The 13,315-nt window shown below is 42.4% G+C and carries 13 protein-coding genes; 11 read left to right on the top strand and 2 right to left on the bottom strand.

From position 1 onward, the window contains the following. The 5 genes from ACH2DQ_RS20190 to ACH2DQ_RS20170 form a co-directional block, all read left to right on the top strand. Positions 1 to 1,463 (top strand): ABC transporter substrate-binding protein (locus tag ACH2DQ_RS20190; protein ID WP_395028043.1); only part of this gene is annotated, 1,463 nt, incomplete at its 5' end. 73 nt (positions 1,464 to 1,536) lie between these two features. Continuing rightward, positions 1,537 to 2,421 carry a carbohydrate ABC transporter permease gene (locus ACH2DQ_RS20185; RefSeq protein ID WP_394915796.1) on the top strand — a complete coding sequence of 295 codons (885 nt, stop codon included), beginning with the start codon at positions 1,537 to 1,539 and terminating at the stop codon, positions 2,419 to 2,421. Between the two features lie 15 nt (positions 2,422 to 2,436). Beyond that, complete coding sequence (locus ACH2DQ_RS20180; protein ID WP_394915795.1) at positions 2,437 to 3,264, top strand: carbohydrate ABC transporter permease; 828 nt, start codon at positions 2,437 to 2,439, stop codon at positions 3,262 to 3,264. Between the two features lie 49 nt (positions 3,265 to 3,313). Next, complete coding sequence (locus ACH2DQ_RS20175) at positions 3,314 to 5,530, top strand: glycosyl hydrolase family 95 catalytic domain-containing protein (protein WP_394915794.1); 2,217 nt, start codon at positions 3,314 to 3,316, stop codon at positions 5,528 to 5,530. Positions 5,531 to 5,577: 47 nt separating this feature from the next. After that, on the top strand, positions 5,578 to 6,543 hold the full coding sequence (locus ACH2DQ_RS20170; protein WP_394915793.1) for an acetylxylan esterase: 966 nt from the start codon (positions 5,578 to 5,580) through the stop codon (positions 6,541 to 6,543). Positions 6,544 to 6,600: 57 nt separating this feature from the next. Here the strand turns inward: ACH2DQ_RS20170 and ACH2DQ_RS20165 are convergent, their stop codons facing one another. Next, the gene (locus ACH2DQ_RS20165) at positions 6,601 to 8,337 is read right to left on the bottom strand and encodes an NFACT family protein (RefSeq protein WP_394915792.1); all 1,737 of its coding nucleotides are present in this window, start codon (positions 8,335 to 8,337) and stop codon (positions 6,601 to 6,603) included. 434 nt (positions 8,338 to 8,771) lie between these two features. Here ACH2DQ_RS20165 and ACH2DQ_RS20160 point away from each other — a divergent pair, with 434 nt between their 5' ends. From ACH2DQ_RS20160 to rpoZ, 6 genes are all read left to right on the top strand, one after another. Then, positions 8,772 to 9,683, top strand: coding sequence for a helix-turn-helix transcriptional regulator (locus ACH2DQ_RS20160; protein WP_394915791.1), 912 nt, complete (start codon positions 8,772 to 8,774; stop codon positions 9,681 to 9,683). Positions 9,684 to 9,829: 146 nt separating this feature from the next. Then, positions 9,830 to 10,288, top strand: coding sequence for a GyrI-like domain-containing protein (locus tag ACH2DQ_RS20155; RefSeq protein WP_394915790.1), 459 nt, complete (start codon positions 9,830 to 9,832; stop codon positions 10,286 to 10,288). A 257-nt stretch (positions 10,289 to 10,545) separates the two neighbouring features. Next, positions 10,546 to 11,424, top strand: coding sequence for a YicC/YloC family endoribonuclease (locus ACH2DQ_RS20150; protein WP_394915804.1), 879 nt, complete (start codon positions 10,546 to 10,548; stop codon positions 11,422 to 11,424). Between the two features lie 14 nt (positions 11,425 to 11,438). Continuing rightward, positions 11,439 to 11,711: a DUF370 domain-containing protein gene (locus ACH2DQ_RS20145; protein ID WP_394915789.1), complete on the top strand. Its 273-nt coding sequence runs from the start codon at positions 11,439 to 11,441 to the stop codon at positions 11,709 to 11,711. Next, a complete protein-coding gene (gene gmk, locus ACH2DQ_RS20140; protein ID WP_394915788.1) occupies positions 11,704 to 12,330 on the top strand; it encodes a guanylate kinase in 627 nt (208 codons plus the stop codon). Before ACH2DQ_RS20145 ends, gmk begins: the two co-directional genes overlap by 8 nt. 36 nt (positions 12,331 to 12,366) lie before the next feature. Then, positions 12,367 to 12,642 (top strand): DNA-directed RNA polymerase subunit omega, encoded by a 276-nt coding sequence (gene rpoZ / locus ACH2DQ_RS20135; protein ID WP_394915787.1) that lies wholly within the window; start codon positions 12,367 to 12,369, stop codon positions 12,640 to 12,642. A 156-nt stretch (positions 12,643 to 12,798) separates the two neighbouring features. On the opposite strand, the gene ACH2DQ_RS20130 is transcribed toward rpoZ, so the two are convergent. Then, positions 12,799 to 13,315, bottom strand: a 517-nt coding sequence (locus tag ACH2DQ_RS20130) for an ATP-binding cassette domain-containing protein (protein ID WP_395028038.1), incomplete at its 5' end; no start/stop codon positions are given.

Raw genomic sequence — 13,315 nt, 5'->3', positions numbered from 1 at the left:
TCCTGTTTTTTACCAATGAAGGCACGGAGAGTCATTTCGGAGCTGGTCCCGAAGATGCTACAATACAGTTACAAAAAGAAATGAAATTGGAGGATAAGAAAATGAAGTTTAAGAAAGTAATCAGTACAGCACTTGCATCCGTTTTGATTTTTTCCCTTGCGGGATGTGCCGGAGAATCGAAGGAGACAGGGAAGACAACAAATCAGAGTTCAGAAGCGGCGGCAGAAGAATCAAAGGCATCCGAAGATAATCAAAAATCAGCATCCGAAGAAGTAACTTTCCGTGTCTGTACATATTATGGAGGTGACAGTACTACATTTGCAGAGTTTGCAGCAGAGAAAATTAAAGAAAAGCTGCCTAATGTTACTCTTGAATTTGAGACGCTTCCATCCGACGGCGGACAGACGATTAAGACAAGAGCAGCTACGGGGGATCTGCCGGACATCCTGTTAGTAGATTCCGGGACAATTGATACTCTGGCTGAGAGCGGTAGCATATTGCCATTGAATGATTATGTGGAGAAATTTAACATCAAAGATTATTATACAGAAGCAATCATGGATAATTGTCTGTATTCTCCTGATGGAAATGTATATCAGTTCCCAATGGGAAGTATTTCTCCCATTCTGTGGTATTATAACAAGCAGATTTTTGCAGATCATAATGTTAAAGTTCCAGAGAATTTTGATGATTTATTGGCAGCAGTCCAGACATTTAAGGAAAAAGGCATTATTCCTATGGCAATGTTCGGAAAAGAACCATGGCCCCTTGGAGCGTTTTTTGACACCTTTGCGGTAAAAGAAAATCCGGGAGGCTGCTATGCTCTTTCCAAAGGGGAAGCAAAAGCGTCTGATGAATCCTACCAGAAAGTAATTGGCAAAATGGAACAGTTGATCCAGGCAGGAATCTTCCAGGACGGCGTTACCAATGCAGATTTTGATACGGCATCTGCCTTATTTAAAGAAGGACAGTCTGCCATGTTCTTAAACGGAAGTTGGTATACCGGAGAAGCAATTGAGGGTATGGGCGATAATGTGGATGTCATTCTTTCTTATCCTACGGCTGATGCAGGAAAAGAAAGCGAGAACCAGTACTGCATGACCGGTGGCGGAGATACCAGCGGAATGGCTGTCACAGCCAGTGCTTCCGATCCGGACCTGGCAGCAGAAGTTGCATTTTTGTTTGCTTATTACCGGGAAGTTGCTCAATATGAGCAGAAATCACTGGTTACCACACCTCTTCGCACCGAGGGGCTGACGCTGCAAAATGAACTGGATCCGATTTCTAAGAAATTATTGGATGTGATTCCGGAATTTTCTTATGAAACAAAGTTTTTACATACCCTTCCAAATACAAAGTTCGCTACCTCTTTTACAGAGGAAATGCAGAAATTCCTGGTAGGTGAAACAGTGGAAGATTTCACAGCAAATATCGATAAGAGCATTGAAAAAACAGTAAAATAGCTGATGTGGCAGGGCACAGAATATGCACCAACCATCTGTGCCCGTTATATTGCTTATATTGGAGGAGCGCTATATGAATAAAATGTTAGGAAATAAGAAGGCAGTTGCACTTTTCGCACTGCCGGCGCTGCTGGTGTTTACCATATTTGTTTTTTATCCCATATTGCAGACTGTATTTCGAAGCTTTTATGAATGGGATGGAATTAACCAGGCAGTGTTTAATGGTATTGAAAATTATAAGGAATTGTTTCAGGATGATTTGTTTTATGAATCTTTGAAGAACGGTGTTATTTTTGCAGGTATACTCATGGTATTTCAAGTAGGAGGTGCCACACTTCTGACTTTTGCCATGATGAACCGCAAAGTGAAAGGTAAACGTTTTTTCAGAACAGCATTTTTTATTCCGGTAGTATTGTCGGTAACGGTGGTATGCCAGCTGTGGTCTGCAATCTATAATCCCGAATTCGGACTGATTAACCATTTTTTTGAAATATTGGGGATCGGTTACCGGCAGGATTGGCTGTCTGATATGACACTTGCCATCTATGCCGTTACATTTGTCAATGTATGGCAGTACACTGGATATCAGTTCGCAATTATTTATGCAGGAGCTAAAGCCATTCCGGAAGATTATCTGGAGGCGGCACGGATTGACGGAGCTTCGGAATGGAAAATTAATACGAGAATCATTCTGCCATTACTTAAGGATACATACCGAATGTGCTTTGTATTTGCCATCACCGGTGGGCTAAATGCATTTGCCCATATGAATCTGTTAACAAAAGGAGGACCGGGAACATCCACTTACACGCTGACCTATATGACTTTCCGGAATGCATTTACCGTAGGGGAGTTTGGATACGGCTGTACTTCAGCGATTATTCTGGTTCTGCAATGCCTGATTGCCACGGTTATTGTAAATAAGATATTTTCCATCAAAGAAAGCGCTACATATTAGAAAGGAGGCATTGTGTTGAAAAAAGGAAAGACAGCCATTATTATGGCATTGTTAATTATTTTTAGTATCATCTGTATTTATCCTCTTATTTACCTGTTGTTTTATTCTTTGAAAACAAATGAAGAAATTTTCTTCTTAAATCCTTTTGGATTTCCGGCAAGCCCCCAGTTTGAAAATTATGTCAATGCAATTAACGCATTTAATATAGTGGGATTTTTTAAGAACAGTATCATTGTTTCGGTGGTTTCCATAGCGGGTGTTATGGTGCTTGCATTGCCGTTTGCCTATGCTGTTACCAGAATGAAATGGAGATTTAAAAATGCAGCATCTACATATATGACACTGGGTCTTTTTATTCCGATTCAGGTAATCATTATCCCGCTGGCGATCCTGGTGCGCCAGATGCATATGTCCAATACCTACTTTGCATTGATTGTGCCATATATCGCATTTAATATTTCGTTTTCCAGTATGATACTGGCAACCTCTTTCCGTTCCATTCCAAAGGAAATGGAGGAGTCGGCATTTATGGACGGGGCGACAATTTACCGTACCTTCTTTAAAATTATTATGCCTCTAGCAAAGCCTGCAATTGCTACTGCAATTACATTTATTTTTCTGGGGGTATGGAATGAATATACCGTGGCATCTGTATTTATCAGTAATAATGCAGTAAAAACTTTGCCGGTGGGACTTGCCTCCTTTACTGGGGAACATTCCACGGACTGGGGAGCGATGGGTGCCTGCCTGGTTATGGCAAGTATTCCTACTATTATCATTTATACCATTTTCAGTGAGCAGGTAGAGAAGGCACTTACCATCGGAGGAGCCGTGAAGGGATAGAGCGTGCCATTATATAGTACCCCGCTTTTTATATGGAAAAGGAGACAACATGAAAAATATATTACGTTATGACAGGCCCGCAGAAGCCTGGGAAAAAGGGATGGCTCTTGGAAATGGAAGACTGGGTGCCATGCTCCTTGGAGAATCAGATACGGAGCATATCTGGCTGAATGAAGATACACTCTGGTCTGGCTATCCCACAGATTATAATGATGAAAATGTATATGGGCATTTAGAGAGAGCCAGAGCCCTTATCTTTGAAAAAAAATATGAGGAAGCAGAAGAATTGATCAACCGCAAAATGGTTGGAATCTGGAACGAATCTTATCTTCCCATGGCCGATCTGTACCTTCATATGGATGAGCTAAAGGGAGAGAAAGAAAACTATTGCAGGGAACTGGACATCAGTACCGGGGTCAGCACGGTTAAAATATTAAAAAATGGTATCACATATGAGCGGACCGCTTTTTGTTCCTATCCCGATCAGGTGTTAGTTATCAGAATGAAAGCGACAGAGAAAATCCAGCGCTCCATAGACATTGGATTATCCAGCCAGTTGAATCACTGGATCACACAGGAACCGGATGGCATAGTTCTTATGGGCTGGTGTCCTTCCGTTGTAGAACCGGATTATTACCCTTCTCCGGATCCCGTATGCTATGAGCCCTATGAAACTACCAGAGCAATCAAATTTCAGGTACGTCTGAAGGTGATAACCAATGGAAAAATGGAGTGGAAGCAGGAGAGGCTTTTAGTCAGTGACACAGATGAAGTGTGTATCCTGGTTACCAGTGGAAATAGTTTTATTAATTATAAGGAAGAGCCCGCAGGGGAATATACCGAAAAAAATGCAGCCTGTATCAGCCGCGCTGAAAAGTGGGGATATGATGAACTGCTGGATCGGCACAGAACAGATTTTACCGGTCTGTTTAACCGGGTGGAGCTGGATCTTGGACATACGGAAAATGAAGAACTGAATATGGAGGAGCGGCAGATACGGTTCTTTGCGGGGGAAGCGGATCCGGAATTTGTAGCCACAGCTTTTCAATTTGGGCGGTATCTGATGATATCCAGCTCCAGAGAGGGAAGCCAACCGGCTAATCTTCAGGGCATCTGGAATCATAAACTGCGTGCCCCCTGGAGTTCTAATTATACTGTTAATATTAATACACAGATGAATTATTGGCCGGTAGAGAATTGTAACCTTTCCGAGTGCGCGCAGCCGCTCATTGCATTTATGAAAGACATCTCTGAAAGCGGTGAAAAGACTGCCAGTATCAATTATCACTGCAGAGGATGGGTGGCGCACCACAATGTAGATCTGTGGCGTAAAACGACTGCCGTAGGGTCCAGAAACGGAGAAGTTGATACACTGCCCTGGTCATTCTGGGTAATGTCAGGGGGCTGGCTCTGCCGCCATCTGTGGGATCACTACCTCTATACACAGGATGAGACATTTTTAAGGGAAACCGCTTTTCCTATCATGAAAGGTGCGGCACAATTTTATCTGGACTGGCTGGTGGAACATAATGGAGAATTGCTAACGATACCATCTACATCCCCGGAAAACCTGTTTCTGGATCAGGGCGGTGTATACGGAGTATCCTATGCCTGCACGCTGGATAATACGATTTTACGAGAATTGTTTGAAAATTGTATCAAAGGAAATGAAATTCTTCATGAAGAAGAAGATGTCTTTCTGGATGTGATAAAAGCTGCATTGCTTCGGATACCTCCATACAAAATAGGGAAATATGGGCAGCTTCAGGAATGGTATGAGGATTTTGAAGAAAATGATCCCCAGCACCGGCATTTATCACTCCTCTATGGTTTGTATCCATCGGATCAGATTACGGTGGAAAAAACACCGGAATTGTGTGAGGCTTGCCGTGTGACCATGAAGCGCCGTGGAGAAGAAGGTGTACCCTGGAGCAGAGCCTGGAAAGTAGGGATTTTTGCCAGACTTAAAGATGGAGAGAAGGCATATGAGGAAGTCAAGCGATTCTTACAGCCGGCAGATTCCAATGAAATTTCCTACACAGACGGCGGAGTTTACAGTAACCTGTTCTGTGCAAGGCCATTGGAGGTAGACGGAAACTTTGGATTTACAGCTGGAATTGCTGAAATGCTGGTACAGAATCACCTGGGCAGTGTAGAATTTCTCCCTGCGATTCCGAAAGAGTGGAAGGATGGTTATGTGAGAGGACTGAAAATCAGGGGAGGGCAGGAAGTAGAAATTAAATGGAAAGATGGAAAAATTGTGTAAACTGTTACGAACTGTTAAAAAATTGGTGAGAAAAAGGAGAGATAAAAATGCCAATATTGGATATGCCTCTTGAAGATTTAAAAAAATATAAAGGAAGTACGCCAAAACCGGAAGACTTTCACCATTACTGGATGCGGGCAGTAATGGAAATGGAGGAAACCGATTTCAATCCCCAGTTTGTTGAGTCAGACTTTAAAGTGCCGTATGCCAAATGTTATGATTTGTTTTTTAATGGAGTGAAAGGTGCCAGAATACATGCAAAAGTGCTGATTCCAAATACAGCAAAAGAAGAAATACCCGGACCCGCAGTACTGACATTTCATGGGTATACAGGAAATGCAGGTGACTGGATGACGAAACTGCCCTATGTTGGTGCAGGTTATTTGGTTGCGGCACTGGATTGCAGGGGGCAGGGAGGAATCTCGGAAGATGTGGGAGGCATAAAGGGAAATACCATGCACGGACACATTATCCGCGGTGTAGACGGAGATCCGGATAATATGCTGATGCGAAATATTTTTTTGGATACGGCGAGCCTGGCACGGATTATAATGGATTTGCCCATTGTAGATGAAAACAGAGTAGGTACCTATGGGGTATCTCAGGGAGGCGGGCTTTCCCTAGCTTGTGCAGCATTAGAACCACGGATTGCCAGAACGGCGGTGCAGTATCCATTTTTGTCAGATTACAAAAGGGTTTGGGAAATGGATCTGGCAAAAGATGCCTATGAAGAACTGCAGACCTATTTTCGTTTCTTTGATCCGCTGCATGAGAGAGAAGAAGAACTGTTTAAAAGACTGGGATATGTGGATATTCAGCATCTTGCGCCACAGATTAAAGGAAAGGTACAGATGGCGGTTACATTAATGGATAACATCTGTCCTCCCTCCACCCAATTTGCAGTTTATAATAAGATCTGTTCCGAAAAGGAAGTTTATGTGTTTCCTGATTTTGGGCACGATATTCTGCCTGGGCAGGATGACAGGATGTTTCAGTTTTTGATGGACCTGTAAAAACTGTCATCTGCACAGATCAAGTAATTTTCAGACACCTAAACAGTGGGATACAAATTAAGAAATCTGTTGGATGCCCGAAATATTGGAATCAATCAACATAGAATAATTTGTATGGTAAATCACAAATCCCGGTTTCCCGCCATTGGTTTTCTTAACGTGTTTCTTTTCCACATAATCAATTTCAACTTTTTCTGCACTGCGGTTTTTGGAATAATATGCAGCCAGCCGTGCAGCTTCTTCAAAAGTGCGGTCCGGGAGTTCTTCGTTGTTTGCCTTTACGATTACATGAGATCCTGGCGCCCCCTTGGCATGGAACCACCAGTCATTTCCGGTAGCTATTTTAAAAGTAAGTTCGTCATTCTGGAAATTGTTTTTACCAACGTACATGTGATAACCGTCACTTGACAGGTAGTGAAACGGCTTTGAAGTAATCTTAACTTTTTTACCGGTATATTTTCGTTTGATATAGCCGTAATCCATCAGTTCTTCTTTTACCTGAACCAGATCTTCTTCCGATAGAGCTATGTCCAGGGAGGTGCTGATGGATTCCAGATGTTTGATTTCATCCTGGGTCTCTTCAATGAGATCCGTGAGTGCTTCAAAGGTACGCTTTAACTTGTTGTATTTATCAAAATTCTTTTTTGCGTTTTCCTGTGGTGTCAGGGTCGGATCCATAGGAATCGTTATCATTTCGTTGGTATAGTAATTGAGAGCCTCTAATTTCTTTGCTCCTGGTTCCAGGTTATATCCATAGGTGTTAATCAGTTCCCCATATACCTTATGTTTATCACGCTTTTCGGTATCCTTAAGTTGTTTCAGCTGTAGATCGTATTTTTTTCGGTTACGCTCCAGGGCAGTCTGAACAATTCTTCGGAGATCGGAAGATTTTTGTCGGATACGGGTTATGGTATTCTTAACGGCATAGTAATTTTCCAGCACTTCTGAGATCGTGGGATATTTTGCAGTAGTCTTGTCCTGGTATTGGGTCAGCTGAATACTGGAAAAGTCCACAGGCTCTTCACCCTGGAAAATAATATTGGGGGTGAAAGTACCATTTTTAACATCCTCCATAATAAAGGAGAAAATACGGTATAAGTGGGTTAATTCCAGCTCACTGAAGCTATTCGCGCTCTGGGCAGATTCCAGGGATGCACGATGGCATATTTCTTCTGCCGTAAGGGGGCTGATGCCTGTGAAAGTAGTATAGAGTGCTTTTGCCAGCGCCATTGGCTTTGCGGTTACCTCTGTTACGAAGGTTTCCGCAGAAACCTCCAGCGGATTCCATTTATGCTGGGTCTCCGGGATAAAGTAAGTGCGCCCCGGCAGTACTTCACGGACAGAGCTCATCTGCAGGGAAACGTGTTTGATACTGTCGATAATCATACCTTCTTCGTTGCAGAAAATGATATTGCTGTGTTTTCCCATGATTTCCACAACAAGGGTTTTCCTGCACACATCACCCAGCTCATTTAAATGTTCTATTTCAAAATTAATGATACGTTCCAGACCCGGCTGCCAGACCCGCAGTATCTTGCCGCTGCCGATGTGTTTTCGAAGCAGCATGCAGAAATTCGGTGCAGTCATAGGACTTGGCTTATTTATCTGAGTGAGGTAAATAAGGGGCAGACTGGCACCTGCCGATATCAGCAGGCGGTATTGGTTTTTTTGATTCTTTATGGTAAGCATCAGCTCGTCATTTTCCGGCTGGGCAATTTTGTTGATTTTACCGCCGCATATGGTGTCATTTAGTTCCTGAACCATATTGGCAATTACAATTCCATCTAAAGCCATGTTTGTCATCCTCCTGTTGTGATACATGTTTGTTACTGTTTACTCCGTGACCAGTAACTGCATAAATCCATTTAAAATCGCCTTTGGCGATAGGATTTATGCACTCCTGAATCACTTTCTCACGCAAAGTGCAGTAAATGCACAGTACTGCCTGAATTGTAACACATGTTTTCATATATGTTATAACAGTATAGCAGAAACCATGGTGAAAATCCAGAGAAATTGATACCTGAGCGTGTTTGGATTTGCCGCCACTTTATTGGCTCCGACACCGTGCAGCCAAGTGCACGGCACGGTCTGAACAGTAACTAAAAATTTACTGCTGAAACCTTCTTTATAAAATAACGCTTCTCATCCCTGCGTGAAAGCGCTATAATAAGTCTTAAAATAACTATTTAAGAACAGACCCCATGAACGAGGAGACACATGCAGATATGCAGATAAACAGATTATTCGAAATCGTATATTTATTATTGGAGAAACAAGGAACTACAGCGCGGGTACTGTCGGAGCATTTTGAAGTTTCGGTCAGGACAGTTTACCGGGATATTGATACTCTTTGTCAGGCAGGAATCCCGATTTACACCAATAAAGGCAGAGGCGGCGGGATTCATCTGATGGATAATTTTATTCTTGACAAATCTGTTTTGTCCGATATGGAACGTCAGGAGATTCTCTGGGGGCTTCAGGGACTGAATGCAGTTAAGGCAGCTGATAATGATGAAATACTATCCAGAATGCGGTCGCTGTTCGGAGCACACAAAACAGATTGGGTACAGGTGGACTTTTCAGACTGGACCGATGAACGGCAGAAGGTCTTTGCAGATATTAAAGAAGGAATTATTTTAAAAAAAGTAATCGTTATAGATTATTATAATTCTGCAGGCGTAAAATCATCCAGGCAGGTTGAACCGCTGCAGCTTTGGTTCAAAGATAAAAGCTGGTATCTGAAAGGATTCTGCAGAAAAGCGGGAGAAATGCGTTTGTTTCGGATTTCCCGGATGAAGCAGGTTAAGGTATTGGACGAAACCTTTGACCGTGTGCTTCCGGCACAGGAGTCCAAAGAGAAAAAAGGATACCGGGATAAGAGTTATATGGTAGAAATTACACTGCATATAGATGCATCCTGTGCCTATCGGGTGTATGATGAGTTCGAGGAGTCTCAGATTCAGATTCAGGAGGACGGCAGTTTCCTTGCCAAATTAAAATGTCCGGAAAATGAATGGGTATATGGCTATATCCTCTCCTACGGACCCTTAGTCCAAGTGACTGCCCCTGAGCATGTGAAAAAGCAGGTGCGGGAAAGGCTTGCAAAAACTTTAGAATTTTATTCCCGCGGGCAATGAGCCAAACGGACACGCTGGCGCGTCCATTTGACTTTGAATAATTGTTTTAATATGACATGCAGTTGTCAGGTTATACCTGTTATACTCTTTTTAACCGGTGAGAAATGATACCGTCAGAAAAATAGAGAATAAGAGAGGTAATAACCATGGACTATGAAATCGTTTATTTAGAAGAGAAAAGAGCTGCAGGATTAAAAACCAGAACAAACAATGCAAGCCCGGATATGGGCGCAGAGATAGGAGAACTTTGGAAGCGTTTTTTTGAAGAGGGTATCTTTTTTCAGATGCCGGGAAAAGTGAATGATAAAAGTATCGGATTATATACAAACTACGCCGGAAACCATATGGATGACTATGACATGTATGTCTGCTGTGAGGTGGACACATCGGTGCAAATACCCGAAAATCTGGAAACGACGATCATTCCCAAAGGAAATTATGCCAAGTTCATTGTAAAGGGAAATATGGTAACTGCAGTTCAGGAATTCTGGATGAAACTCTGGAGTATGGACTTAAAGAGAACCTATGTGGCAGATTTTGAGGAATATCAGCCGGGAGGCGATATGGACAATGCTGAAATTCATATGTATATTGGAATTGAGTAGCATAATCCTGGACAGTAGATCTAATCATGCTGTCCGGCACTGGAAATAAAAGGGCTGTTTTTCAAAGAAAATCCCTCTGTCAGCAGCAATGTCATTCTTATTTAAATGACCTTGCTGTCAGCAGGTGGGATTTTTTTGTAACAGCTGTTATTTCATTCTAGCCGGGATTTTGCTGTTGACTACACATTTGATATGTTTTATAATGTTTTTAATGTGGCGGCATGTGCCACAAAACTAAAAAAAGAGAGCGAATGAAGATGATTAAGAGCATGACAGGCTTTGGCAGGTGTGAAAACCTCCAGGGCAGCAGAAAATTTACAGTAGAAATGAAGGCAGTGAATCATCGTTACTTCGACGTGAATATCAAGATGCCCAAGAAGCTGAGTTTTTTTGAGTCAGCGATCAGAGGGATGCTTAAGAATTATATTCAGCGGGGGAAAGTAGACGTTTTCATTACATATGAAGATTTTACCGAAGAGAACTATTCGTTAAAGTATAATGAAAATATTGCCGGGGAATACATTCGTTATTACAAACAGATGGCGGAGACATTTGGCCTGGAAAATGATATCAGGACTTCAACACTTGGAAGATGCCCCGAAGTATTTACAATGGAAGAAACGGCAGCAGACGAGAAAGAAATCTGGGCAGTGCTGGAAGCAGCTTTGGAAGGAGCCAGCAAACAGCTTGTGGATGCCAGAGTAAAAGAGGGTGACGCGTTAAAGGCAGATCTCTTTCATAAACTGGACAGTATGCTTGCAGATGTGGCCTCTGTAGAAGAACGTTTCCCTCAGATTATGGCAGCTTACCGTGATAAACTCAGTGAGAAGGTAAAAGAACTGTTAGGGGATTCCCAGATTGAAGAGGGAAGGATTGCGGCAGAAGTAGTATTGTTTGCCGATAAGATCTGTACGGATGAGGAAACAGTCCGGTTAAGAAGCCATATTGAGAATATGAAATCCTGTCTTACAGAAGGCGGCAGTGTAGGCAGAAAGCTGGATTTTATTGCACAGGAAATGAACCGTGAGGCAAACACAATTTTATCTAAGGCAAATGACCTGGAGACTTCCAATACGGCTATTAATTTGAAGACAGAGATTGAGAAGGTCCGGGAGCAGATTCAAAATATTGAATAAGGTGGGAAAATAATTTGGCGAGATTAATTAATATCGGCTTTGGTAATGTGGTGAATACAGGCAAAGTCATAGCAGTCGTAAGTCCGGAGGCGGCACCGATTAAAAGAATGGTCCAAAATGCAAGGCAGACCGGAAAAGCAGTGGATGCTACCCAGGGAAGAAAGACCAAATCCGTAATTGTAACCGTGGATGATTTTATTGTATTATCAGCGTTACAGCCAGATACAATTGCAAAAAGATTTTCACTCAATATAGAAGATAAGCCAAAGGATGAAGAAGATGAATAGAAAAGGAATTTTAATTGTTTTATCCGGATTTTCCGGAGCAGGGAAAGGCACTTTGGTAAAGGCATTATTAAGTAAATATCATAATTATGCCCTGTCCATTTCAGCCACAACAAGAAATCCCAGGCCGGGAGAAGAAGATGGCCGGGAATATTTTTTTAAAACAGTGGAAGAATTTAAAGAAATGATTGCAGAAAATGCGTTAATTGAATATGCCCAGTATGTTCAGAACTATTATGGCACTCCAAAAGCATATGTGCAGGAGAAGCTGAATGAAGGCAAAGACGTTATTTTAGAAATTGAAATCCAGGGAGCTCTTAAGGTAAAAGAACAATTTCCGGATACACTGCTGTTATTTGTAACGCCTCCAAATGCCCAGACGTTAGAAGAGCGCTTAACCGGACGGGGAACGGAGACGGCAGATGTAATTCGTGACAGGCTGAGCCGCGCCAGCGAAGAGGCACAGGGTATGGAAAAGTACGATTACCTGGTAGTCAATGATAAGCTGGAAGATTGTGTGGAAGAAATGCATGGAATCATTCAGAGCGAACATTTTAAGGCATCAAGAAATAATGAATTTATAAATACCATAAAAAAAGATTTAACGCGTTTTGCCAGATAATATTTCAGGCAGACCCATTTTGAAAGGAGAAATTATATGTTACATCCATCTTACACAGATTTAATGAAAGTTGTAAACAGTGAAGTAGAAGAAGGGGATACACCGGTTGTAAACAGCCGCTACTCCATCGTACTTGCAACTGCAAAGCGAGCAAGACAGTTAATCGGAGGAGCAGAAGCGCTTGTGTATGACAATGGCAAAAAGCCGTTATCCGTTGCGGTAGAAGAGTTAAATAAAGCTAAGATCAAGATTTTGAGCGAAGATGAGACACCGGAAGATGAATTAGAAGTTCAGGCTCAGACAGAAGAATAAAATAACATTTACCCGATAAACAAAAAAGGATGTTTCGCTGTAGTGCCATTTTGACAGGCCTTGCAGTGAAACATCCTTTTTGACCCTCGCGGCAGTCGCCAAATGGATCCGCCAACGGATCCGCATGGCGACTGCCCGCGGGAATAATCAATGTGATTAAAATATCTTGGTGGTCCACTGGGTACAGTCCCAAACCTCCGTAACCACATCCTGATAAAATTCCGGTTCATGGCAGATCAGAAGAATACTTCCCTTATACTCTTTCAAAGCCCGCTTTAATTCTTCTTTCGCATCCACGTCCAGATGGTTGGTAGGCTCGTCAAGGAGCAGAATATTTGTTTCACGGTTTATCAATTTACAAAGGCGGACCTTTGCCTGCTCTCCACCGCTCAGAACCCTTACCTGGCTTTCAATATGTTTTGTGGTCAGCCCGCATTTTGCCAGAGCGCTGCGGACTTGGTACTGGGTCAGTGAGGGATAGTCTTTCCAGATCTCTTCAATACAGGTAGTGGTGTTTCCAGGAGCCATTTCCTGCTCAAAATAACCGATATAAAGATAATCACCCAGTTGTACGGAACCTTCCAGAGAAGGAATCTGCCCCAGAATACTTTTTAAGAGAGTAGTTTTACCAATTCCGTTCGCTCCGATCAGCGCAATTTTCTGTCCCCGTTCC

The organism is Robinsoniella sp., assembly GCF_034124845.1.
This window is presented reverse-complemented; position numbering and strand designations above follow the sequence as displayed.